Source organism: Rhodobacter sp. SGA-6-6 (genome assembly GCF_011043545.1).
GTDB lineage: Bacteria > Pseudomonadota > Alphaproteobacteria > Rhodobacterales > Rhodobacteraceae > Pseudogemmobacter.
Map to the genome: position 1 here is coordinate 279,570 of NZ_JAAKGP010000003.1, position 22,007 is coordinate 301,576.

A 22,007-nucleotide genomic window follows, 5' to 3' on the forward strand; every position below is an offset into this window, starting at 1 on the left:
AGACAGGCAGGTGACGGCGAGGCCGCAGGAAACCAAGGGGGCGCAGGTCCCCTATACCATCGCCGCTGTGGTGCAGGGCGGGCGGCTGGGATACGAGGCGCTGCTGCTGGCCGCCTCGCTGCGCGCCACCAACCCCGGCTTCGCCGGCCGCCTCTGCCTGATGGAGCCGCAGCCCGGGCCGAAATGGACCGCGGACCCGCGGCTGACCGACCCCGCCCTGCGCGAGCGGTTGCAGGAGCTGGGGGCCGAGATCCTCCCCTTCGAGAGCCGCGTCTTCGGCTCCGCCTATCCGCACGGCAACAAGATCGAGGGGCTGGCCGCGCTGCCGGACGGGCCCTTCCTCTTCCTCGACACCGACACGCTGGTGACCGGCAACCTCGCCACGCTGGAAATCGACTTCGCCCGCCCCTCGGCCTCGATGCGGCGCGAGGGCACCTGGCCGGTGATCGAGCTTTACGGGCCGGGCTATGCCGCCACCTGGAAGGCGCTCTACGACCGTTTCGGGCTGGATTTCGCCGCCTCGCTGGACCTGGGCCAGCCGGAGGAATACTGGCAGCGCCATCTCTACTTCAACGCCGGCTGGTTCTTCCACGAAAGCGCCCACCGCTTCGGCGCCCGCTTCCTGTCCTACGCAAGGGAAATCCGCGACAACCGGCCGCCGGAGCTGGTCTGCCAGGAAATCTATCCCTGGCTCGACCAGATCGCCCTGCCGCTGGTGGTGCAGTCCTTCGGCGGCGGCAGGCCGGGGCCGGGGCTGGCGGGGCTGGACGGCGATGTGACCTGCCACTACCGCACCCTGCCGCTGCTTTACGCGCGCGAAGGCGACCGGGCGGTGGAGGTGCTGGAACAGGTGGCGGCGGAGAAGGAGAACCGCCGGCTCCTGCGCGACTGGCCGCAGGCGAAGCAGATGATCTACCAGAACAAGGGCCGCAAGGCGCGGGCGCTGTTCGACCGCGAGGACCTGCCGCACCGGGAGCAGGCGATCCGCAACACGCTGAAACGCGCGGGGCTGTGGCTGCGGTAGGGTGAAGCACATCGTCCCGCCATCCGGCCGGTCCCGGTTGACATGGTGCGATGTGGCGAAGGCGATGGCCTTCGCCAGTCAGGTCGGGCGGCATTGTTGCCGGATGCCGATCCGCCCCCTCAGGACGGCGTGAAGCGCAGCGACAGGCAGGACATGCCGCCGTCGATCTTGGCGCATTCGCTGTTGCCGATCTCGGTCACCGCGTAGCCCGCATCGACCAGCCGGTCGCGGGTGCGCGGGAAGCCGGCGGGGAACAGCAGCGAGTCGTTGAAGCGGATCGCATTGGCCGAGGCTTCCTCGCCCGCCGCCACCGGGATCACCCGGTAGTCCCTGAAACAGCCCGAGGCCGCCAGCCGGTCGGTCGACAGCACCGTCTCGGCATCCATCAGGCTGCAATCGGTCTTGAAATGCAGCACGCCCGGCGGGGTGTGCAGTTCGCGCACCTTGTGGCCCCAGTCGGCCACCAGCCGCGCCAGTTCCGCCACCCCTTCGGCATTGGTGCGGGCCGAGCGGCCGACGAGGATCTCCCGCTCCGTCACCAGGATGTCGCCGCCCTCGATGAAGCTGTCCTCGCCCTCGATCCGCCGGACGGTGGAATAAAGCCGCTCCAGCACCGGCGCCATCTCGGCCGCCTCTCCCAGCCGCGAGGGCGCGCCGGGGCGCATGATCACCGCCCCCTGCGGCAGGCACAAAGCGGTATCCTCGACGAAGACCGAATCCGGATAGGCGTCCAGCGCCTCCAGTTCGATCACCTCGGCCCCGGCGGCCTTCAGCGCGGCGATGTAGTCGGCATGGTGGCGCTGCATCAGCGCCAGGTCCGGGTTGCCGGTGTCCACCGCCCGCAGGCCGCGGATGATGCTGGCAGAGGGGCGCCGGGTCACGGCATGGGTGAAGCGGTAGGAACGGTCGGACATGCGGTCTCTCCTGGAGGTGCCGCCACCCTGCCACGGGCAGGGCCGCCCCTGCAACGGGGGGCGCATCGGTCCACGATCCCTGGGAAGGATGGTGGGTGACCCTGGAATCGAACCAGGCGTGGGTCGCCCCGGCGGAGTTACAGTCCGCTGCCGCACCTTGCAGCTCGTCACCCGATGGAGGCGGGGTTTAGCCGGGCGCCGGGGGGGCGTCAAGGGTGGATCGGGACCCGTTCGCCCGCTATAGGAAGGCGGTGCAAATCGGAGAGCCAGATGAAGCCGGGGTCGAAGAAACCCACCTGGGTGGTGGACAAGGAACGCAAGGCGAAGGCCGAGGCGAAGGAGACCGTCTGGCTGTTCGGCCTCCATGCCGTGCGCGACGCCCTGGTCAACCCGCGGCGCGAGAAGCTGCGGCTGGTGGTGACCAAGAACGCGCTGGACCGTCTGGCCGATGCGGTGGCCGAGGCCGGGATCGAGCCGGAGATCGCCGATCCGCGCAAGTTCACCGCGCCCATCGACGAAGGCTCGGTCCACCAGGGCGCGGCGCTGGAGGTCAGGCCGCTGAACTGGGGCAGGCTGGCCGATGTGGCGGTCTCGGGCGAGGGCGCGCCGCTGGTGGTGCTTCTGGACCGGGTGACCGATCCGCACAACGCCGGCGCCGTTCTGCGCTCGGCCGAGGTGTTCGGCGCCCGCGCGGTGATCGCGCCGCGCCACCATTCGGCGCCGGAGACCGGGGCGCTGGCCAAGACCGCCTCCGGGGCGCTGGAGCGGCAGCCCTACCTGCGGGTGACCAACCTTTCCGAGGCGATGGAAGAGCTGAAATCGGCCGGCTACCTGCTGATCGGGCTGGACGGCGGGGCCGGGCTGACGCTGGGCCAGGCGCTGGAGCAGGCGGGGACGCGGGCCATCGGCCTTGTCCTCGGCGCCGAGGGGCCGGGGCTGCGCGACAAGACCCGCGAGACCTGCGACCTGATCGCCCGCATTCCCTTCGCCGGGGGATTCGGCAGCCTGAACGTGTCGAACGCGGCGGCGGTGGCGCTCTATGCCGCGGCCACGCGGTGATCACGCTTGCGCGATGCGGGCTTTAACCCGGGCTTCATGGTTCTAAATCATGGTGATGAGGCGCGGGACCGGAACCCCCGCACCTTGATTTCACTGTCCCTCGTTCCGCAACTTCCGCGCCCGGTCCGCTTGGCCCGGGCGCTTTTTTCTGCTTGGGTGACGACATGAGCGAAGACGACACCATCCGCGACATCCTGACCGATGCCCGCACCATCGCCGTGGTGGGCTGGTCGCCGAAGCCCGACCGCGCCAGCCACGGCGTCGCCGCCTTCCTTGCCCGCCGCGGCTACCGGGTGATTCCGGTCAACCCCGGCCAGGCGGGCCAGGAGGCCCTTGGGGCCACCGTCCGCGCCTCGCTGGCCGAGGTGGTGGAGAAGGACGGCCCGGTCGACATGGTGGACGTGTTCCGCCGCAGCGAGGAGGCCGGCGCCGTGGTGGACGAGGCCATCGCCATCGGGGCGAAGGCGGTCTGGCTGCAACTCGGGGTGACCGACGATGCGGCCATGGCCCGCGCCCGGGCGGCCGGGCTGAGGGCGGTGCAGAACCGCTGCCCGGCGATCGAGATTCCCCGGCTGGGCCTCTGATCCCCGCGGTTGCGATGATGAGCGCCTTGCGGCGCAAGCCTTTTGTCTCGCCTCTGCGCCTTTCAGGCGCAACCGGCTCGGGCGTGCCTCCGGCGGGGATATTTATCATCCAGAAAGAGGGGAAGGTCTTATCCTCTTTCTTGACTTGAATATCCTCAGGGGGTTTGGGGGCAGAATGCCCCCATCAGCCGACAGCAGCCCCATGAGACTCCGCCGGCCGCCACGACAAGCAATGCGGCGGCAGCCGCGCCGCCGGATCACCCCGAACGGGCGGCCTTCTCGGCCAGACCGGAGGTGCCCTCGCGGCGGGCCAGTTCCGCCAGCACCTCCTCCAGCGTCACGTCGCGGGCGGCCAGCATCACCAGCAGGTGGTAGAGCACGTCGGCGGCTTCCGAGGTCAGCCGGGCGCGGTCGCCCTTCACCGCCTCGATGATCGCCTCCACCGCCTCCTCGCCGAATTTCTCGGCGCATTTCTCCGGGCCCTTCGCCAGCAGCTTGGCGGTCCAGCTGCTGTCGGGGTCCGCACCCTTGCGGGCGGCGATGGTGGCGGCCAGCCGTTCCAGCGCGCTCATGTCAGCCTCATCGGGATGCCGGCCGCGGCCATATGGGCCTTGGCCTGGCCGATGGTATAGGTGCCGAAATGGAAGATCGAGGCGGCCAGCACGGCGCTCGCATGGCCCTCGGTCACCCCTTCGACCAGATGGTCCAGCGTGCCGACGCCGCCCGAGGCGATCACCGGAACCGGCACCGCATCGGCCACCGCCCGGGTCAGCGGCAGGTTGAAGCCCGCCTTCGTCCCGTCGCGGTCCATCGAGGTCAGCAGGATTTCCCCCGCCCCCTTCGCCGCCACGGTCCGCGCGAATTCCACCGCGTCGATGCCGGTCGGGCGCCGCCCGCCATGGGTGAATATCTCCCACCGCCCGGGCGCCACGGTCTTGGCGTCGATGGCGACCACGATGCACTGGCTGCCGAAATGATCCGCCGCCTCGGCCACCACGTCCGGGTTGGCCACCGCGGCCGAATTGAACGACACCTTGTCCGCCCCCGCCAGCAGCAGCGCCCGCACATCCGCCACCGTCCGCACCCCGCCGCCCACCGTCAGCGGCATGAAGCATTGCTCGGCCGTCCGGGTGACCAGATCGAACATGGTGCCGCGGTTCTCGTGCGTGGCATGGATGTCGAGGAAGCACAGCTCGTCCGCCCCCGCCGCGTCATAGGCCTTGGCGGCCTCCACCGGATCGCCGGCATCCACCAGATCGACGAAGTTCACGCCCTTGACCACGCGGCCGTCGGCCACGTCGAGGCAGGGGATGATGCGGGTCTTCAGCATGGCGCCGGTTTAGGGGTTCAGGCCGGGCGGCGCAACTGTCCGGGCAGGGCCGGCGCGGGTTCGCGCAATCATTTGGGCGGCACGAAGGTCCAGATCACTGCGAACATCAGCCAGAGGAAGGCCGTGAGCGCCACGAACGGCAAACTGAACACGGCCAGCCAGGCCATCATCCCGCCGGAGGAGAGCAGTCCCCCGATATCTATTCCTGCGACGATACAGGGATAAGCGCCTCCCTCGTCCGCCCGGCAGTTGAAGACATCGGCCACGGTGGCTGTCAACAGCGCCGAAAACAGCGGCAGGAGTCCGATGATGAGCAGGATCAGCGGCACCATGATATGCCATCTGAAAAAACGCTCAGCCATCGCTCACCCCTTCAGCGCCGTCAGCGCCGCCGCAAGGTCGATCGCCCCGTCGTAGAGCGCGCGGCCCGAGATCGCGCCGGCGATGACGCCGGTGTCACGGAGCGTGATCAGGTCCTCCATCCGCGACACCCCGCCCGAGGCGATGACCGGGATCGTCACCGCCCGGGCCAGCGCCTCGGTCGCCTCGATGTTCGGGCCCTGCATCGCGCCGTCGCGGTCGATGTCGGTGTAGATGATCGCGGCCACGCCCGCGTCCTCGAACGACCGGGCGAGGTCGGTGGCCTGCACCGTGGTCTCCTCGGCCCATCCCTTGGTGGCGACGAAGCCCTTGCGGGCGTCGATCCCCACCGCGACCTTGCCGGGGAAGGCGCGGGCGGCTTCGCGCACCAGCGCCGGGTTCTCCACCGCCACGGTGCCGAGGATCACCCGGGACAGGCCCTTCTCCAGCCACATCGAGATCGTCGCCATGTCGCGGATGCCGCCGCCCAGTTGCGCCGGCACGGTGACGCGGGCCAGGATCGCCTCCACCGCCGCGGCGTTCACCGGCTGGCCGGCGAAGGCGCCGTTCAGGTCGACCAGATGCAGCCAGTCGCAGCCGGCGGCCTGGAACTTCGCCGCCTGCGCCGCCGGGTCGTCGCCGAAGACGGTGGCGGCCGACATCTCGCCGCGCAGCAGGCGGACGCATTTGCCGTCCTTCAGGTCGATGGCGGGATACAGGATCATGGCGGCCTCCGGTTGCCCGCGCCCCATGCCACGGACCGGGCGCGAAGGGAAGGGACCCAACGTCACGCTTGATCGGCGGGACGGGCGGCGCAAAGGATTCCGCAGATCAGGGAGGAGGACCCGATGAAGACATTCGCACTCGCCGCTGCCCTTGCCATGCTTGGCGCCGCCGCCTTCGCCGACCCGGTGGAGGGCACCTGGAAGACCAAGCCCGACGACAACGGCAATTTCGGCCATGTCCAGATCAAGCCCTGCGGGCCGGCCTTCTGCGGCACGCTGGTCAAGGCCTTCGACGGGTCGGGCAAGGAGATCGAAAGCCCGAACGTCGGCCGCAAGATCGTCTGGGACATGGTGGCCTATGGCGACGGCCGCTACGACGACGGCAAGGTCTATTCGCCCGACCGCGACAAGACCTACAATTCCGAGATGCAGCTCAGCGGCAACAGCCTGACGGTGAAGGGCTGCGTCCTGGGCATCTGCCGCGACGGCGGCACCTGGACCCGGGTGAAGTAACCGCAGCTTCCGGGTCGCCCGGGGGGTCGTTTCGCGGGCATGAGGGCGCAAAGGAGTGCCCGATGACCCGCCGCGACTGGAGCCTGCTGCTGACCCTGTCCCTGCTCTGGGGCGGGTCTTTCCTGTTCGTCGAACTGGCGCTGCGCGGCCTGCCGCCCCTGACCATCGTCATCGGCCGGGTGGGGGTGGCGGCGCTGATCCTGGGCCTCGTGCTGTGGGGAGGACGATTTTTCGGCGAAAAATCGGTCACTTCCGCGCTGCCGCGGCGGGCCTGGGGCGCGGCGCTGGTGATGGGGTTCCTGAACAACGCCGTTCCCTTCACCCTCTTCGCGCTGGCGCAGGGGCGGATCGACGGGGCGCTGGCGGCCATCGTCAACGCCACCACCCCGCTCTGGACGGTGGTCGTGGCGCATCTTTGCACGGCGGACGAGCGGATCACCCCGGCCAAGGCCGCGGGCCTCGGCTTCGGTTTCGCCGGAGTTGCCGCAATGACGGGCCGGGCCGGCGGGGGCGAGGCGCTGGCCATCCTCGCCTGCCTGGCCGCGGCGCTGTCCTACGGGCTGGCGGCGGTCTGGGGGCGCAGGTTCCGGCGGATGGGGGTCTCGCCGCTGGCGACCGCCTTCGGCCAGACCGCCGGGGCGACGCTGCTGCTGGCGCCGCTCTGGCTGGCGCTGGACCGGCCCTGGGCGATGCCGGCGCCGGCGGCGGGGCCGCTGCTGGCCGTCTTGGCGATGGCGGCGCTGTCCACCGCGCTGGCCTATCTGATCTATTTCCGCCTGCTGGCCAGCGCCGGGGCGACCAACCTGTCGCTGGTCACTTTCCTGATCCCGGCCAGCGCCGCCCTGCTGGGCATGGCCTTCCTGGGCGAGGTGCTGCTGCCGCGGCACCTCCTCGGTTTCGCGCTGATCGCGGCGGGGCTGCTGGCGATGGACGGGCGGCTGATGCGGAGGAGGGCGAGGCCATGAGGACAGCAGGACGGGCGCCGGAGGATGCGGAATGGGCGGCGCATGAGGCGGGGGCGGCCACCGGCCTTGTCTGGGCGGTGGTCACCACCGGCATCCATTGCCGCGACGGTTGCCCGGCCCGGCCGCTGCGGAAGAACACGCGGGTGTTCGACAGTCGGGCCGAGGCGGAGGCGGCGGGCTTCCGCGCCTGCAAGCGCTGCGGCGGGGGAGGGGCTGCGGGGTGAGCCCGGCTCGTGAAGGTGGTCCTCCCCCCGCTGCTGTGGCGAAGGCCGTCGCCTTCGCCACGGTGCACCATGTCAACCTGACCGGCCGGGCCCTCAAGGCCCGGCCAGCGCCCGCCCCGCCCTCGGCGGGCGCTTCTCGCCCGCCGGGTCGGGCGCTGGCCTCTCGGGTAGGTGCTGCCACCGTCTCCGGTTGATCCGCCGCGCACAGGCGGGGGCGAGGCAGTGCCTCGCCTTCTCCCGCCCGGATCAGCGGGCAGGAAAGCCGGGCCGTTCCACGGTTTCCCGCCGCATCGTTCCCCTCCGCCGACCCGGCGCTTGACGCCCCGCCCGCATCGGCGCAGCCTTGGCCCATGCGCCCCTCTGCCATCCTCGAAGCCGCGCTCTATGCCGACGACCTCGCCGCCGCCGAGGCGTTCTACAGCGGCACCCTCGGCCTGCCGGTGATCGTCCGGGCCGAGGGGCGGCATGTGTTCTTCCGGGTCGGACCCGGCGTCCTGCTGATCTTCAATCCGGCCGCCACCGAAGTGCCCACACCGGACGCCAGGCTGCCGGTCCCGCCCCATGGCGCCCGCGGCCCGGGACACCTTTGCCTTGCCGCCAGCCGCGAGGAGATCGATCGCTGGCGCGACCGGCTGACCGGGGCGGGCGTGGAGATCGAGGCGGAGTTCGACTGGCCCGGCGGCGGCCGCTCGCTCTACTTCCGCGACCCGGCCGGCAATTCGTTGGAATTCGCCGAGCCGCGGATCTGGGACTGACCGCCCCGGCATCCCCCGGACAATCCGCCCGCTTGCGCCCGTTGCCCGGCCTGCACCATAGTCCTGCCCGGATTGCCGCCCATCACGGGCCGGACCGAAGAAGGCGCCAGTATGTCCGGCCTGACCGAATTCGCCTATGCCGCCGCGCTGGCGGCGCTGACCGGGCTGACGCTCCATGCCCTGCGCGGCGGGTTGCGCGGCGCCACCGTCACCGGCTTCGACCCGCAGTCGCTGGGCCTCGGCGCGCTGGCGGTCCTTGCGGCGGGCTGGCTGTGGGGGCCGCTGTTCGGGGCGGCGCTGATCGTCGCCGTGGTCGTCCACGAATTCGGCCATGTCGCCGCGCATCGGGTGATGGGCCATGTCGATGCCCGCTTCCGGCTGGTGCCGCTGATGGGGGGCGTCACCATCTCGGACCGGCTGCCGGCCACCCAGGCGCAGGACTTCTTCATCGTGCTGCTCGGCCCGGGCATCTCGGTGGCGCCGATGGGGCTGGCCTATGCGTTGTCGGCGCTGACCTGGGACCTGTCCGAGGGGGTGTCGGACTTCCTCTACGTCCTCGGCATCGTGATGGCGGTGCTCAACCTGTTCAACCTGATGCCGTTCTGGCCGCTGGACGGCGGCAGGCTGCTGCGCATCCTGGCCTACCGCATCCACCCCGAGCTGGCGCGGCAGCTGACCTTCGCCATGTCGGCGGCGCTCGGGGTCTGGGGGCTGTTGTCGATGTCCACCCTGCTGGTGATCTTCGCGCTTCTGGGCGCGACCAGCGCGATCCAGGCCGACGGGCTGGCCCGGGCGCAGCGGGCGATGGACTGGCGGCAATGGGGATGGGCGCTGGCGGCCTATCTGGCCTGCTTCGCCGCCCATCTGGCCGGGGCCTGGGGCTTCATCGGCGGCTGGTTCTAGCCGCCGTCATTCCCAGCAGGAGACCAGCACCGTCATGCCCGTGGCGCGCTTCGTCAACTGCGCCGGCGGCAGGCGCTCGGTCAGCGCGGCTTCCTTCACCGCGATGCCCGCGCCCTTCAGGAAGGCGGCGACCGCGGCCGAGGAGGCGGCGAAGGACACCCCGGGCGGCAGCTCCCGCGCCGGGTCGGCAGCGGCATCGGGCGGCAGCAGCATCCCCATCACCCCGCCCGCGGCATCGACCACCGGGCCGCCGGCATCGCCGGGCAGGGCGGACAGCGCCAGCCGCTTCACCCCGTCCTCGCCGTTCAGGCCGGTGCTTTCTTCCAGCGTGCCGAAGGTCAGCACCGGGGCGGGCAGGCGGTCCTCGTAGGAATAGCCGGCGACCGAGACTTCGGCGCCGATGCGGTCGGGGGAAAGCTGGAACTCGGCCACCGCAGCGGGGGCCAGCGGGGCCGAGGGGACCAGCAGGGCAAGGCCCTGGCCCCCGGCCTGCACCGTGGCCTCGACCTCGCGCTCCAGCGTGATGCGGCTGCAGCCCGAGATCGCCTCGGCGGTGGTGACCACCGATCCGGCCTCGTCGACGAAGAAGCCCGAGCGGCTGAACTTCGGCTTCCTGACCTCAAGCCCCGCCAGCAGGCCGCGGCGGGCGCTTTCCTCCATCGGCACCATGCCGGGGTCCAGCGCGGTGGCGCCGGTGGATTTGAAGCTGGATTCCAGCACCTGCAGGATGCGGGCATCCCGTTCCTCGTTGCCGGGGGCGGAGATCAGCATGAAGCCCTTCACCGTGCCGCTGACCAGCTGCGCCCAGGCGTGGCTGTCGCGGGTGGCGGAGGTGCCGTGGATGCGGAAGTCCTTGTCGGTCTTCGCCCGTTCGCCGGTGGCGGGCATCGCCTCCAGCGTCTGCAAGACGTCGTAGAGGCCGGACAGCGCCGCCGCGTCGCCGGGCTGCGAGATCAGCACCAGCGTCAGGCCGGAGCCGTCCTTCTCGCGGAAATGCACGAAGGGCGGCTCGTAATGGTCGAACTCGACCAGCGCCAGCGGCAGGGTGGCCTGGATGCCGGCCTCTTCCTCGACCACTTCGGCGAAACCGAATTCGGCGACCTCGGCCTGGTAGTTGGCGACCAGGGTGGCGCGCTGGCGGCTGGTCAGGATGCCGGTTGGCTCCAGCCCCATCGCCTCCTGCCAGGCGGCCATCGAGGCGCGGGTGCCGCGGCCGAAGGCGCCGTCGATGCCGCCTTCGTAGAAGCCGAACCATTGCAGGGCGACCTGCAACAGCTTGCGGTCCTCGGCCGACAGTTCCGCCTCGCTGGCGCGGGCCTGCTGCGTGGTTTCCTCGGGCTCCGCCACCGGCGCCGGCTCGGCCAGGAGCCCGGGATCGGCGATGGCCTCGGCCTCGGGCAGCGCCTGCTCCAGGATGGTTTCCGGGGCGTCCAGCGGCGTGGCCTCGGGCTCGGGCGCAAGTCCCGACGCGGGCCAGAACTGCTCGGTGAATTCCCGGCCGTCGGCAATGAAACTGTCGCGCGGGATCAGGTTCTCGCGCTTCAGCGCGTTCAGCCGCGCCGCCCCTTCGGCCACCCCGTAGGGGCCGAGCGCGATGGCATACCAGCCCGAGCGCAGGTGGAAGCCGTTGGTCTCCGGGAAGACGGCGGAATAGGCCTCGGCCCGGTCGCGGGCCTCGGCCAGCGTCGGCTGCGCCTCGATCTGGAGCCAGACCCGGTCCTGCGCATGGGCGGGGGCAAGGGCGGAAAGCAGGGCGGCGGCAAGAAACAGAAGGGCGCGCAAGGCAGCTGGCATCGTCACAAAGTCCCATGGGGCGGGGCTTGGGCCAAGGCCTTGCCCGGTTCGATCATCGGTGCGGCACATTAACCGTGGCCCCCGCGAGGGCAAGGCCAAAGGCCGCGGCTTTCGGGGAATTGACCATGTCCGGCCCGGGGGGTAGGGAGGGCGCGCATCATCACGGGGGCAGGGACGATGGCCGAAACGAGTGCCGCGCCGCGCAGTTTCCAGGAGATCATCCTGCGGCTTCAGGCCTATTGGGCCGCGCAGGGCTGCGCTGTGCTGCAACCCTACGACATGGAGGTCGGCGCCGGCACCTTCCACCCGGCGACCACCTTGCGCAGCCTGGGGACGAAGCCCTGGGCGGCGGCCTATGTCCAGCCCTCGCGCCGCCCGACCGACGGCCGCTATGGCGAGAACCCCAACCGGCTGCAGCACTACTACCAGTATCAGGTCATCATCAAACCCTCGCCGCCCGACCTGCAGGCGCTGTATCTAGGGTCGCTGGCCGCGATCGGCATCGACCTTTCGGTCCACGACATCCGCTTCGTCGAGGACGACTGGGAAAGCCCCACCCTGGGCGCCTGGGGCCTGGGCTGGGAGGTCTGGTGCGACGGGATGGAGGTCAGCCAGTTCACCTATTTCCAGCAGGTCGGCGGGCATGACTGCCGCCCCGTCTCGGGCGAGTTGACCTACGGGCTGGAGCGGCTGGCGATGTATGTCATGGGAGTGGATCATGTCATGGACATGCCCTTCAACGATCCTTCCGCACCCATTCCCCTGACCTATGGCGACATCTTCCGCCAGACCGAGGAGGAATATTCCCGCCACAACTTCGACGGCGCCACCACCGAGATGCTGTTCCGGCATTTCGAGGATGCCGAGGCCGAATGCCAACGCCTGCTGGACTTCCCGGCCGAGGACCCGAAGACCGGCAAGCATATCGTCATGGCCCATCCGGCCTATGACCAGTGCATCAAGGCCAGCCATATCTTCAACCTACTGGACGCCCGCGGCGTGATCTCGGTCACCGAGCGGCAGGCCTATATCGGCCGGGTCCGCGCGCTGGCGAAGAAATGCGCCGATGCTTTCCGGCTGACCGAGGCCGGGGCCGATGCGCCCCTTGCGGAGGCGGGGGCGTGAATGCGGGCAAGCTGGCGGCGGGGGGGATCGTGGTGACGGCGCTTGTGGCCGGCATCGCCATGTGGTGGCTGCAGGTCTACGCCTTCTACGACGAGGTGGTGTTCGAGCCGGGCAACGAGATCCGGCTGATGCCGGTCGCGGGCGATATGCCCGAGGCGATCATCGCCGACGACGTGAAGGGGATCGACGCCGACAGCTCGCCCCTGCGCTTCCGCGCCTGCTTCACCACGCCGATGAGCCAGGCGATGCTGACCGAGACCTACCGCCTCTACGAGGTGCCCGAGCCCACCATCGGCCCCGGCTGGTTCGACTGCTACGACGCGCAGGCCATCGGCGAAGCGCTGGAGGCGGGCGAGGCGCTGGCCTTCCTGTCCGAACACCTGCCGCATTACGGCATGGACCGCGTGGTCGCGGTCTTCCCCGACGGCCGGGCCTTCGCCTGGCACCAGATCAACGAATGCGGCAAGGCGTTCTACGACGGCCGCGACCTGCCGGCCGGCTGCCCGCAGCCCCCCGAACGGAGCAACTGATGCCCGACCTGCTGATCGAACTCTTCTCCGAGGAAATCCCCGCGCGGATGCAGGGCATGGCGCGCGACGAGTTGCGCAAGCGGGTGACGGACGGTCTGGTGGAGGCCGGGCTGACCTATGCCTCGGCCGGGGCCTTCTCCACCCCGCGGCGGCTGGTGCTGGCGGTGGAGGAACTGACCGCGGAGTCGCGGCCGGTGCGCGAGGAACGGAAAGGTCCGAACACCTCCGCCCCCGCGGCGGCGCTGGAGGGCTTCCTGCGCTCCACCGGGCTGACCGTCGATCAACTGGAGAAGCGGGCGGACAAGAAGGGCGAGGTCTGGTTCGCGGTGATCGAACGCCCGGGCCGCACCGCGGCGGAGATCGTCGCCGAGGTTCTGGAAGCCACGATCCGCAATTTCCCCTGGCCGAAGTCGATGCGGTGGGGCGCGGGGTCCTTGCGTTGGGTGCGGCCGCTGCATTCCATCCTCTGCATCCTGTCGGACGAGGGCGGCGCCTCGGTGGTGCCGCTGACGGTCGAGGGCATCGCCGCAGGCAACAGCACCGAGGGGCATAGGTTCATGGCGCCGGGGCGCTTTGCCGTGAGTTCCTTCGAGGATTACGCGGCCAGGCTGCGCCGGGCCAGGGTGATGCTGGACCAAGGCGAGCGCGAGGCGGCGATCTGGTCACAGGCGCAGAACCTGGCCTTCGCGCAGGGGCTGGAGGTGGTCGAGGACAAGGGCCTGCTGGCCGAGGTCGCCGGGCTGGTGGAATGGCCGGTGCCCCTGATGGGCCGCATCGGCGAGGATTTCCTGGGCCTGCCGCCCGAGGTGCTGCAGACCTCGATGAAGGAACACCAGAAGTTCTTCTCGGTGAAGAACCCGAAGACCGGCCGGATCGAAGGGTTTGTGACGGTGGCGAACATCGAGACCCCGGACCATGGCGCGACGATCCTGAAGGGCAACCAGAAGGTGCTGGCCGCCCGGCTATCCGACGCGCGCTTCTTTTGGGAGAACGACCTGCGGGTGGCGCGGGCCGGAATGGGCGAGTGGGCCGAGGGGCTGAAATCCGTCACCTTCCACAACAAGCTGGGGTCGCAGGCCGACCGGGTGGAGCGCATCGCGGCGCTGGCGCGCGAGATCGCGCCCTTGGTGGGGGCGGATGCCGGGGATGCCGAACGCGCCGCGCGGATCGCCAAGCTGGACCTGCGGTCCTCGATGGTCGGCGAGTTCCCCGAATTGCAGGGCACGATGGGCCGCTACTATGCGCTGGAGGCGTTGAAGTCCGACCCGCCCCGGCCCCCGAGCGAGCCCGCCCCGGGCTTGACCCGGGGCCTCGGCGAGGCGGAAGGAGGCCCCGGGTCAAGCCCGGGGCGCGGCGGAAACCCGATCGCCGACGCCGCCCGCGACCACTACTCGCCGCTGGGGCCTTCGGACGCGGTGCCGACCGAGCCGGTATCGGTGGCGGTGGCGCTGGCCGACAAACTGGACACGCTGACCGGGTTCTGGGCCATCGACGAGAAGCCCACGGGGTCTAAGGACCCGTTCGCGCTGCGGCGGGCGGCCCTGGGGGTGATCCGGCTGGTGCTGGGGAATGGGGTGCGAGGGCTTGAACTGTATCATACCTTTGCTATCGGCTGGAATGCGCACACGATTCCGGGCTTTTGGGCGAAGATCGCTGCGGGCAACGCCAGCCTGAAGGCTGGAAAAGTTCCCCCTCCAGAGCCGATTGACATGGAGTGGATCACTCGCCGGAATGCCGTCATCGCGGATCTGGTTTCCTTCTTCTATGATCGTCTGAAAGTCTATCTCCGCGACCAGGGCGTCCGGCACGATGTCATAGATGCCTGCTTGTCCCTGCCCGGCGCCGACGACCTGACCCTGCTAGTGAAGCGGGCCACCGCGCTTTCGGACACCCTCAAGACCGAGGACGGCGCCAACCTGATCCAGGGCTTCAAGCGGGCCAACAACATCCTGACCCAGGCCGAGCAGAAGGATGGCGTCGAATACTCCTTCGGCGCCGATCCGACCTATGCCGAAGGCCCCGAGGAACGCGCGCTCTTCCGCGCGCTTGACGAGGCGGAGGCGAGGATCGGCCCGGCGATGCAGGCCGAGGACTTCCCCGCCGCCATGGCCGCGATGGCGGCGCTCCGCGCGCCCATCGACGCCTTCTTCACAGCGGTGCAGATCAACACCGACAACGCCACCGTGCGCAGGAACCGGCTGAACCTGCTGCACCGCATCCGCGCCGTCTGTTCCGGCGTCGCCGATCTTTCGCGCATCGAGGGCTGAAACAGCGCAAATATGTTACGCTTGCGCCAAGGCGCAGGCGGCGTATGCTGCGGGCGCGAAAGGTGCCGCAGTGCAGAAACACGACCCGATTCTGGAATATGCCGAGATCACCCCCTCGACCCGCATCGGGACGGGGGAGCATGGCTGGCGTGCCAAATGCCTGCAGCGGCTGATCCGGCTCGACCTGCCGGTGCCGAAATCGGTGGCGCTGCCGGCGGCCACCGTGCGCTCCATCGCCGCGGGGCACGGGGTGGATGCGGCGGGCATCCTCGACCTCTTCGGCGACGGGCCGCTGGTCTCGGTGCGCCCCTCGCCCGCCAACCCGGATTGGGGCGGGCCGGCGACAATCCTGAACATCGGACTGAACGCCAAGCGCCATGCCCGGCTGGCCGAGACCCATGGCGATTCCGCGGCCGATGCGCTTTATGTTCGTTTCGTGCAAGCCTACGCCATCCACGTCGCCCGGTTGGACCCCGATGTGTTCGAGGAGATCAAGCCGGAACCGGGCGCCCTGCGCGAGGTGCTGCGGCTTTACGAGATCGAGACCGACGAACCCTTCCCGCAGGACCCGGCCCGGCAACTGTCGGAAGTGCTGCGCTCGATGGCCCGGGCCTGGGAGGGCACATCCGCCCGCCTGCTGCGCCAGGCCAAGGGCGCCCCGCCGGAGGCCGCGCTCGGCCTGGTGGTGCAGGAGATGGCGCAGGGCATCGGCCAGGGCATCTCCGGTTCGGGCGTGATCCAGTTCGTCGATCCGGTCACCGGCCTGCCTCAGGTGACCGGCCGCTACCTCGGCCAAAGCCAGGGCCGCGACGCGCTGAAGGTGCAGGAGGCGCTGTTCCTGACCCGCGACAAGCGCGGCCCCTCGCTGGAGGATGCCGCGCCCACGCTGTTCGCCGAGTTGCAGGGCTTCGGCGCGATCTGCCGCGAGCGGCTGCGCGAGGAGATGCAGATCGAGTTCACCATCGAGGACGGCCGGCTGGCGGTGCTGGATGCGGTGAAGGTGCCGCGCAGCGCCCGGGCGGGGCTGCGCATCGCGGTGGCGCTGGCCGAGGACGGCATCATCCCCAAGGAAGAGGCGGTGCTGCGGGTGGAACCGCGGGCGCTGTCGGAACTGTTGCACCACCAGGTCGATCCGCGAGGGCCGCGCGACGTGATCGCCCGCGGCATCGCCGCCTCGCCGGGGGCGGCGACCGGCAAGCTGGTCTTCACCTCGGATGCCGCGCAGGCCAGCGCCGCGCGGGGCGAGGCCTGCATCCTGGTCCGCCGCGAGACCGCGCCCGAGGACATCCGCGGGATGCATTCGGCCGCCGCCGTGCTGACCGAACGCGGCGGCATGACCAGCCACGCGGCGGTGATCGCCCGCGGCCTCGGGCTGCCCTGCGTGGTCGGCGCCTCCGACATGCGGCTGGATACCCGCGACCGCAAGCTGACCGCCTCGGACGGCCGCATCTTCCGCGAAGGCGACGTGGTGACGCTGGACGGCTCGAAGGGCGAGGCGCTGGCCGGTGTCGCGGCGATGCTGCCGCCGGCGCTGGACGAGTCCTTCAAGCTGCTGCTCAACTGGGCCGACCAGTTCCGCGACATCGGCATCCGGGCCAATGCCGACACCCCCTCGGACGCCGCCACCGCCAGGCGGTTCGAGGCGCAGGGCATCGGCCTGTGCCGCACCGAGCACATGTTCTTCGAGGAAGACCGGCTGGTGGTGATGCGCGAGATGATCTTCGCCGACACGCCATCGGACCGGGCCGCCGCCCTGGCGCGGCTGCTGCCGATGCAGCGCGAGGATTTCGTGCAGCTGTTCGAGATCATGCAAGGTTTGCCGGTCTGCATCCGCTTGTTCGACCCGCCGTTGCACGAATTCCTGCCGCATGACCGCGAGGGGCTGCGCGGGCTGGCCGAGGCGCTGGACCGGCCGCTGTCCGAAGTCACCCGCCGGGCCGATGCGCTGCGCGAAGTGAACCCGATGCTGGGGATGCGCGGGGTGCGGCTGGGGGTGGTGCTGCCGGAAATCTACGACATGCAGGCGCAGGCGATCTTCGAGGCGACGATCGAAAGCGCCCGCCGCGGCGCCCCGGTGGTGCCCGAGGTGATGATCCCGCTGGTCAGCGCCCGGCGCGAGGTCGAGATGGTGAAGACCCGCATCGACGCCGTGGCCGCCCGGGTGCGCACCAAGGCCAAGGCCGAGTTCGACTACAAGCTGGGCGTGATGGTGGAAACCCCGCGCGCGGCGCTGCGGGCGGGCGAGATCGCGCAGCACGCCGGCTTCCTGTCCTTCGGCACCAACGACCTGACCCAGATGACCTATGGCCTGTCGCGCGACGATGCCGGGCGGTTCATGAACACCTACGTCCAGCAGGGGGTTTATCCCGAGGATCCTTTCCACATCCTGGACGTGGACGGGGTGGGGGAACTGCTGCTGATGGGGGCGGAACGCGGCCGCCTTACCCGGCCGGAGCTGACGCTGAGCGTCTGCGGCGAGCATGGCGGCAACCCCGAATCAATCGACTTCTGCCGCCGCGCCGGCTTCGACTACGTCTCCTGCAGCCCCTACCGGGTGCCGATGGCCCGGCTGGCGGCGGCGCATCTGGCGCTGAAAGATCGTGTGGATAACTCGTAATCGTCCACAATATCATGTGATTGTGATTGTTTCTTAATCCGAAACATTAGCTTTGTCGGCGAATTCCTGCCGAGCGGATGCGGAATTCCGTGGCATTTCTGCATCATCCCGTGGACCGCCCCGGCCCGATGCCCGTAAGCCCCGCCTCTGTTGCGTGACGGTGCTGCGTCACGCTGGGGGCAATATACGGAACCTTGCCATGAACCGCCTGGTCAGGCACGCGGCACCCGCCCTTGTGGTCATCTCGATGACCCTGGGGGCAGCCGCCAACCAAGCAGCGGCCGACATCTCGGTCAGCACGAAGAACTCGCCCACCGGCCAGATCGGCCTGGAACTGGGCGACCTTTTGGGGCTGGAGCGCAAGGGGCTGCAACGGCTGCCCGACGGCGCGCTCGGCGCCATCGCCAGCGGGCCGGCGAAGCCTGCGCCCGCCGCAACGCCCAAGGTGAAGCTGAAGAAGATCCAGCCCAAGCTGGAGCCCGGTGTCCGCTACGACGCCGCCTGGCTGGCGGCGCTGCCGGCGCCGGAAGGCGGGCAGGACTGGCAATGCCTGACCGAGGCGCTTTACTTCGAGGCCCGCGGCGAAAGCATCAAGGGCCAGTTCGCGGTGGCCGAGGTGATCCTGAACCGGGTCGATTCGGGGCTTTACCCGCGCTCGGTCTGCGGTGTCGTGAACCAGCGCGGCAGCGGGGCCTGCGCGTTTTCATATGTCTGCGACGGCCATTCCGACACCATGCGCGACCGCGCCAGCCGCGACCGCGCCGGCCGCATCGCCCGCCTGATGCTGGACGGGGCGCCGCGGCTCCTGACCGAGGGCGCGACGCATTTCCACACCCGCGCGGTGCGGCCCGGCTGGGCACGCAAGTTCCGCCACACCGCCACCATCGGCGCGCATGTGTTCTACCGCCAGCCCGGCGCCTGACGCCTGACGTCTGAGGGCGCTTGCCTTGCCGCCCGCATTGGGGCAAGGGCAGGGCAGTCGCCCGACGCGCCGGGAGGGGCCGCGATGACCACCGATACGAAGCTTGCCTTCGCCCATCCCGAGGAGCGGGCCGAAGCCTCGGCCGGCGGCGATCCGCGCGACCGCATCTCCCTGCGCGACCATGTGGTCGAGGCCGACATCGGCGCCTTCCAGAAGGAGCGCGGCCACAAGCAGCGGCTGCGCTTCAACGTGGTGGTCGAAGTGCGGCCTGCGCCGGCGCCGCTGGACGACGACGTCGACCGCATCCTCTCCTACGACCGGATCACCGAGGCCATCGCCGCCGAACTGGCCGAGGAGCGGCTGAACCTGCTGGAGACGCTGGCCGAGCGGCTGGCCGAGCGCATCCTGGCCGAGCCGCAGGCGATGCGCGCCTTCATCCGCATCGAGAAGCTGGATGTCGGCCCTTATGCGCTCGGGGTGGAGATTGTGCGCTCCCGCGCCGAGGTGCCGCTGCGGGCGGAGGGCGAGGCGGTGCATCCGCTGGTGGTCTATTTCGACAATGCCACCGCCCAGGCCCCCGACCTGGCCGCGCGCCTGGATGTCCTGCTGTCGCGCGGCGTGCCGGTGGTCTTCTGCGTCGGCCTGCCGGATTTCCCCCGCCCCGTCACCGGCCACAAGCCGACGCAGCGCCGCATCGACCTGCTGGCGATCGAGCAGAACGCCTGGGCGCTGGCCGCCCGCGATCCGCGCTGCGTGGTGGTGGCCAGCCGGACGGAAATCGACTGGGCGGTGAAGCGGGGCCGGTCCGTGGTCTGGGCGCCGTCGAAGATCGTGCTGGATGCGGTGGACGGGCCGAAGGCCACCGATCCGGTGGCGCTGGCGCTGTGGCTGGCCGAGGAACTGGCCGCCGAAAGCCTGCTGGTTCACGGCCCTGTTTCATTGCCGGCGGGAAGCCGCGTCCAGGTCGAGCGCGGCTGATCCTTCCCCCTTGCCAACCTCCGCGTCCTCCGGCATCCCCGGGCGCATGATCTACTGGCGTCCCCTCGTGCAATCCGGCGCGGCCCGGCCGAAAGGCGCGGTGCCGCTGGCGGGCGGCGGGCTGTGGTTCTCCCACGTCGAGCGGCTGGAGCGGGGCAGGGCGGGCGAAGTGGTCCCCGCCGCCGAGGCCGGCGCGGCGCTGGAGCCGCTGGCCGCCCCCCGCGCGGATTTCGCCGGGCTGTCGATGGCCGCGCCGCGGATCATGGGCATCCTGAACGTGACCCCCGACAGTTTCTCGGACGGCGGGCTGTTCCTTGCGGCCGGGGATGCCCTGGCGCAGGCCCGGGCGATGGCCGAAGGCGCCGACATTCTGGACATCGGCGGCGAAAGCACCCGGCCGGGCGCGGCGCCGGTGCCGGTCGCCGAGGAAATCGCCCGCACCGCCCCGGTGATCGCCGCCCTGCGCGCGGGCGGGTTGCAGACGCCGGTCTCCATCGACACCCGCAAGGCTGCCGTCGCCGCCGCGGCGCTGGACGCCGGGGCGCAGGTGGTGAACGACGTGGCGGCGCTGACCTTCGACGCAGCACTCGGCCCGCTGGCCGCCGCAAGGGGCGCTCCGGTGATCCTGATGCACCATCAGGGCACGCCGGAAACCATGCAGGCCGACCCGCGCTATGACGATGTTCTGCTGGATGTCTACGACTGGCTGGCCGAACGGCTGGCGGCGGCGCAGGCTGCGGGCATCCCGCGCGAGAGGATCGCGCTCGACCCGGGCATCGGCTTCGGCAAGACCGTCCAGCACAACCTCGCGCTGCTGCGCGGGCTGTCGCTGTTCCACGGTCTCGGCTGCCCGATCCTTCTGGGCGCCAGCCGCAAGCGCTTCATCGGCAGCATCGGCGGCGGGGCGGAGGCGCAGGCGCGGATGCCCGGCTCGGTCGCGGTGGCGCTGGCGGGCGTGGCGCAGGGGGTGCAGATGATCCGGGTGCATGACGTGCCCGAGACGCGACAGGCGCTGCTTCTGTGGCAGGCCGTGAACGGAGGACAGGCATGAGCCGGAAACTCTTCGGCACCGACGGGGTGCGCGGGCAGGCCAACAGCTTCCCGATGACGGCCGAGGTGGCCCTGCGCCTCGGCGCCGCCGCGGGGCGGTATTTCCGCCGCGAGGGATCGGCCGCGCATCGGGTGGTGATCGGCAAGGACACCAGGCTTTCCGGCTACATGCTGGAGAACGCGCTGACCGCGGGGCTGACCTCCACCGGCATGAACGTGCTGCTGCTCGGCCCAGTGCCGACGCCGGGCGTGGGCTTCCTGACCCGCTCGATGCGCGCCGACCTGGGCGTGATGATCAGCGCCAGCCACAACCCGCATCAGGACAATGGCATCAAGTTCTTCGGCCCGGACGGGTTCAAGCTGTCCGACGCGGCCGAGGCCGAGATCGAGGCGATCCTGGCGGGCGAGATCCAGCTGGCGCAGGCTGGCAACATCGGCCGGGCGAAGCGGATCGAGGACGGCCGCGGCCGCTATCAGGAATTCGTCAAGACCAGCTTCCCGGCCGGCTTGCGGCTGGACGGGCTGAAGGTGGTGGTCGATTGCGCCAACGGCGCCGCCTACCGCGCCGCGCCCGAGGTTTTGTGGGAGTTGGGGGCCGAGGTGATCCCCGTCGGTGTCTCCCCGAACGGCACCAACATCAACGACCGCTGCGGCAGCACCCATACCGAGACCGCGGCCGAGGCGGTGGTCGCCCACGGCGCCCATGTCGGCATCGCGCTGGACGGCGACGCCGACCGGGTGATGATCCTGGACGAGAACGGCCATGTCGCCGACGGCGACCAGATCATGGCGCTTCTCGCCGCCCGCTGGGCCGAGGACGGGCGGCTGAAGGGCGGCACCCTGGTGGCGACGGTGATGTCCAACCTGGGGCTGGAACGCTTCCTCGATGCCCGCGGGCTGCGGCTGGAACGCACCGCGGTCGGCGACCGCTACGTGGTCGAGGCGATGCGGGCGGGCGGCTTCAACCTCGGCGGCGAGCAGTCGGGCCATATCGTGATGACCGACTACGCCACCACCGGCGACGGGCTGATCGCCGGGCTGCAGTTCCTGGCCGAGATGGTGCGGACGGGGCAGAAGGCCAGCGCGCTGGTCCGCCAGTTCGAGACCGTGCCGCAGATGCTGAAGAACGTGCGCTTCGCCGAGGGGGCGCGGCCCCTGGAAGAGGCCAGCGTCAAGCAGGTGATCGAATCCAACGCCGCCCGCATCAAGGGCAAGGGCCGCATCCTGATCCGCAAGTCGGGGACCGAGCCGCTGATCCGGGTGATGGCGGAATGCGAGGACCCGGGGCTGCTGGAGGCCGTGGTGGACGAGATCGTCGGCGCGGTGCAGGCGGCGGTCTGAGGCCGTTTCGGCCGATGCCCGCCTTTC

General features: G+C 70.3%; 22 protein-coding genes and 1 tRNA gene. 16 read left to right on the forward strand and 7 right to left on the reverse strand.

Annotated elements, in window-relative coordinates; genetic code table 11:
* Positions 1-10 precede the first annotated feature (10 nt).
* Complete coding sequence (locus tag G5B31_RS07800; protein WP_165015643.1) at positions 11-1,024, forward strand: hypothetical protein; 1,014 nt, start codon at positions 11-13, stop codon at positions 1,022-1,024.
* A 119-nt stretch (positions 1,025-1,143) separates the two neighbouring features.
* On the opposite strand, the gene G5B31_RS07805 is transcribed toward G5B31_RS07800, so the two are convergent.
* Together G5B31_RS07805 and G5B31_RS07810 are read right to left on the reverse strand one after the other, a co-directional pair.
* The gene (locus G5B31_RS07805; RefSeq protein WP_165015646.1) at positions 1,144-1,938 is read right to left on the reverse strand and encodes a dimethylarginine dimethylaminohydrolase family protein; all 795 of its coding nucleotides are present in this window, start codon (positions 1,936-1,938) and stop codon (positions 1,144-1,146) included.
* Between the two features lie 89 nt (positions 1,939-2,027).
* Positions 2,028-2,111 (reverse strand) — tRNA-Tyr (locus G5B31_RS07810).
* Between the two features lie 97 nt (positions 2,112-2,208).
* Between G5B31_RS07810 and rlmB the strand changes: the two genes are divergently transcribed.
* Both rlmB and G5B31_RS07820 read left to right on the forward strand, forming a co-directional pair.
* Positions 2,209-2,997, forward strand: coding sequence for a 23S rRNA (guanosine(2251)-2'-O)-methyltransferase RlmB (gene rlmB, locus G5B31_RS07815; protein ID WP_165015648.1), 789 nt, complete (start codon positions 2,209-2,211; stop codon positions 2,995-2,997).
* A gap of 164 nt (positions 2,998-3,161) precedes the next feature.
* A complete protein-coding gene (locus G5B31_RS07820; RefSeq protein WP_165015651.1) occupies positions 3,162-3,581 on the forward strand; it encodes a CoA-binding protein in 420 nt (139 codons plus the stop codon).
* Positions 3,582-3,838: 257 nt separating this feature from the next.
* Here G5B31_RS07820 and G5B31_RS07825 read toward each other — a convergent pair whose 3' ends face one another.
* The 4 genes from G5B31_RS07825 to hisA all read right to left on the reverse strand — a co-directional run bounded on the left by G5B31_RS07825 (position 3,839) and on the right by hisA (position 5,996).
* A complete protein-coding gene (locus tag G5B31_RS07825; RefSeq protein ID WP_165015654.1) occupies positions 3,839-4,153 on the reverse strand; it encodes a phosphoribosyl-ATP diphosphatase in 315 nt (104 codons plus the stop codon).
* Positions 4,150-4,911 (reverse strand): imidazole glycerol phosphate synthase subunit HisF, encoded by a 762-nt coding sequence (hisF, locus tag G5B31_RS07830; RefSeq protein WP_165015657.1) that lies wholly within the window; start codon positions 4,909-4,911, stop codon positions 4,150-4,152. Before hisF ends, G5B31_RS07825 begins: the two co-directional genes overlap by 4 nt.
* Before the next feature lie 68 nt (positions 4,912-4,979).
* Positions 4,980-5,273: a hypothetical protein gene (locus G5B31_RS07835; protein ID WP_165015660.1), complete on the reverse strand. Its 294-nt coding sequence runs from the start codon at positions 5,271-5,273 to the stop codon at positions 4,980-4,982.
* 3 nt (positions 5,274-5,276) lie between these two features.
* Entirely contained in the window at positions 5,277-5,996 is a 720-nt protein-coding gene (gene hisA, locus G5B31_RS07840) for a 1-(5-phosphoribosyl)-5-[(5-phosphoribosylamino)methylideneamino]imidazole-4-carboxamide isomerase (protein ID WP_165015663.1), read from the reverse strand.
* A gap of 123 nt (positions 5,997-6,119) precedes the next feature.
* Here hisA and G5B31_RS07845 point away from each other — a divergent pair, with 123 nt between their 5' ends.
* The 5 genes from G5B31_RS07845 to G5B31_RS07865 all read left to right on the forward strand — a co-directional run bounded on the left by G5B31_RS07845 (position 6,120) and on the right by G5B31_RS07865 (position 9,356).
* Positions 6,120-6,509: a DUF2147 domain-containing protein gene (locus tag G5B31_RS07845; protein ID WP_165015666.1), complete on the forward strand. Its 390-nt coding sequence runs from the start codon at positions 6,120-6,122 to the stop codon at positions 6,507-6,509.
* Positions 6,510-6,571: 62 nt separating this feature from the next.
* Entirely contained in the window at positions 6,572-7,474 is a 903-nt protein-coding gene (locus tag G5B31_RS07850; RefSeq protein WP_165015668.1) for a DMT family transporter, read from the forward strand.
* Entirely contained in the window at positions 7,471-7,698 is a 228-nt protein-coding gene (locus tag G5B31_RS07855) for an Ada metal-binding domain-containing protein (RefSeq protein WP_165015671.1), read from the forward strand. The genes G5B31_RS07850 and G5B31_RS07855 overlap by 4 nt, the downstream gene beginning before the upstream one ends.
* A gap of 350 nt (positions 7,699-8,048) precedes the next feature.
* Positions 8,049-8,453 carry a VOC family protein gene (locus G5B31_RS07860; protein ID WP_165015674.1) on the forward strand — a complete coding sequence of 135 codons (405 nt, stop codon included), beginning with the start codon at positions 8,049-8,051 and terminating at the stop codon, positions 8,451-8,453.
* 111 nt (positions 8,454-8,564) lie between these two features.
* A complete protein-coding gene (locus tag G5B31_RS07865; RefSeq protein ID WP_165015677.1) occupies positions 8,565-9,356 on the forward strand; it encodes a metalloprotease in 792 nt (263 codons plus the stop codon).
* Positions 9,357-9,362: 6 nt separating this feature from the next.
* Here G5B31_RS07865 and G5B31_RS07870 read toward each other — a convergent pair whose 3' ends face one another.
* The gene (locus G5B31_RS07870; protein ID WP_165015680.1) at positions 9,363-11,150 is read right to left on the reverse strand and encodes a serine protease; all 1,788 of its coding nucleotides are present in this window, start codon (positions 11,148-11,150) and stop codon (positions 9,363-9,365) included.
* 177 nt (positions 11,151-11,327) lie between these two features.
* On the opposite strand from G5B31_RS07870, the gene G5B31_RS07875 reads away from it, so the two are divergent.
* The 8 genes from G5B31_RS07875 to glmM all read left to right on the forward strand — a co-directional run bounded on the left by G5B31_RS07875 (position 11,328) and on the right by glmM (position 21,980).
* Positions 11,328-12,275, forward strand: a complete 948-nt coding sequence (locus tag G5B31_RS07875) for a glycine--tRNA ligase subunit alpha (RefSeq protein ID WP_165015683.1) — start codon at positions 11,328-11,330, stop codon at positions 12,273-12,275.
* A gap of 59 nt (positions 12,276-12,334) precedes the next feature.
* Positions 12,335-12,805 carry a DUF6446 family protein gene (locus tag G5B31_RS07880; RefSeq protein WP_165016290.1) on the forward strand — a complete coding sequence of 157 codons (471 nt, stop codon included), beginning with the start codon at positions 12,335-12,337 and terminating at the stop codon, positions 12,803-12,805.
* Positions 12,805-15,072, forward strand: coding sequence for a glycine--tRNA ligase subunit beta (gene glyS / locus G5B31_RS07885; protein WP_165015686.1), 2,268 nt, complete (start codon positions 12,805-12,807; stop codon positions 15,070-15,072). The genes G5B31_RS07880 and glyS overlap by 1 nt, the downstream gene beginning before the upstream one ends.
* Before the next feature lie 70 nt (positions 15,073-15,142).
* A complete protein-coding gene (locus G5B31_RS07890) occupies positions 15,143-17,689 on the forward strand; it encodes a pyruvate, phosphate dikinase (protein ID WP_165015689.1) in 2,547 nt (848 codons plus the stop codon).
* 199 nt (positions 17,690-17,888) lie between these two features.
* Complete coding sequence (locus G5B31_RS07895; RefSeq protein ID WP_165015692.1) at positions 17,889-18,611, forward strand: cell wall hydrolase; 723 nt, start codon at positions 17,889-17,891, stop codon at positions 18,609-18,611.
* Between the two features lie 84 nt (positions 18,612-18,695).
* Complete coding sequence (locus tag G5B31_RS07900; protein WP_165015695.1) at positions 18,696-19,589, forward strand: dihydroneopterin aldolase; 894 nt, start codon at positions 18,696-18,698, stop codon at positions 19,587-19,589.
* Between the two features lie 46 nt (positions 19,590-19,635).
* Complete coding sequence (gene folP, locus G5B31_RS07905) at positions 19,636-20,640, forward strand: dihydropteroate synthase (protein WP_165015698.1); 1,005 nt, start codon at positions 19,636-19,638, stop codon at positions 20,638-20,640.
* Positions 20,637-21,980, forward strand: coding sequence for a phosphoglucosamine mutase (gene glmM, locus G5B31_RS07910; RefSeq protein ID WP_165015701.1), 1,344 nt, complete (start codon positions 20,637-20,639; stop codon positions 21,978-21,980). The genes folP and glmM overlap by 4 nt, the downstream gene beginning before the upstream one ends.
* Positions 21,981-22,007 lie beyond the last annotated feature (27 nt).

Excerpts from the sequence above, each read along its gene's own strand:
- G5B31_RS07850 (WP_165015668.1), top strand. The coding sequence starts at position 6,572 with ATGACCCGCCGCGACTGGAGCCTGCTGCTGACCCTGTCCCTGCTCTGG.
- glyS (WP_165015686.1), top strand. The coding sequence starts at position 12,805 with ATGCCCGACCTGCTGATCGAACTCTTCTCCGAGGAAATCCCCGCGCGG.
- G5B31_RS07895 (WP_165015692.1), top strand. The coding sequence starts at position 17,889 with ATGAACCGCCTGGTCAGGCACGCGGCACCCGCCCTTGTGGTCATCTCG.
- G5B31_RS07870 (WP_165015680.1), bottom strand. The coding sequence starts at position 11,150 with ATGCCAGCTGCCTTGCGCGCCCTTCTGTTTCTTGCCGCCGCCCTGCTT.
- G5B31_RS07820 (WP_165015651.1), top strand. The coding sequence starts at position 3,162 with ATGAGCGAAGACGACACCATCCGCGACATCCTGACCGATGCCCGCACC.
- G5B31_RS07860 (WP_165015674.1), top strand. The coding sequence starts at position 8,049 with ATGCGCCCCTCTGCCATCCTCGAAGCCGCGCTCTATGCCGACGACCTC.
- G5B31_RS07845 (WP_165015666.1), top strand. The coding sequence starts at position 6,120 with ATGAAGACATTCGCACTCGCCGCTGCCCTTGCCATGCTTGGCGCCGCC.
- G5B31_RS07805 (WP_165015646.1), bottom strand. The coding sequence starts at position 1,938 with ATGTCCGACCGTTCCTACCGCTTCACCCATGCCGTGACCCGGCGCCCC.
- glmM (WP_165015701.1), top strand. The coding sequence starts at position 20,637 with ATGAGCCGGAAACTCTTCGGCACCGACGGGGTGCGCGGGCAGGCCAAC.
- G5B31_RS07875 (WP_165015683.1), top strand. The coding sequence starts at position 11,328 with ATGGCCGAAACGAGTGCCGCGCCGCGCAGTTTCCAGGAGATCATCCTG.
- G5B31_RS07835 (WP_165015660.1), bottom strand. The coding sequence starts at position 5,273 with ATGGCTGAGCGTTTTTTCAGATGGCATATCATGGTGCCGCTGATCCTG.
- hisA (WP_165015663.1), bottom strand. The coding sequence starts at position 5,996 with ATGATCCTGTATCCCGCCATCGACCTGAAGGACGGCAAATGCGTCCGC.
- folP (WP_165015698.1), top strand. The coding sequence starts at position 19,636 with ATGATCTACTGGCGTCCCCTCGTGCAATCCGGCGCGGCCCGGCCGAAA.
- G5B31_RS07865 (WP_165015677.1), top strand. The coding sequence starts at position 8,565 with ATGTCCGGCCTGACCGAATTCGCCTATGCCGCCGCGCTGGCGGCGCTG.
- G5B31_RS07880 (WP_165016290.1), top strand. The coding sequence starts at position 12,335 with ATGTGGTGGCTGCAGGTCTACGCCTTCTACGACGAGGTGGTGTTCGAG.
- rlmB (WP_165015648.1), top strand. The coding sequence starts at position 2,209 with ATGAAGCCGGGGTCGAAGAAACCCACCTGGGTGGTGGACAAGGAACGC.
- hisF (WP_165015657.1), bottom strand. The coding sequence starts at position 4,911 with ATGCTGAAGACCCGCATCATCCCCTGCCTCGACGTGGCCGACGGCCGC.
- G5B31_RS07900 (WP_165015695.1), top strand. The coding sequence starts at position 18,696 with ATGACCACCGATACGAAGCTTGCCTTCGCCCATCCCGAGGAGCGGGCC.
- G5B31_RS07855 (WP_165015671.1), top strand. The coding sequence starts at position 7,471 with ATGAGGACAGCAGGACGGGCGCCGGAGGATGCGGAATGGGCGGCGCAT.
- G5B31_RS07825 (WP_165015654.1), bottom strand. The coding sequence starts at position 4,153 with ATGAGCGCGCTGGAACGGCTGGCCGCCACCATCGCCGCCCGCAAGGGT.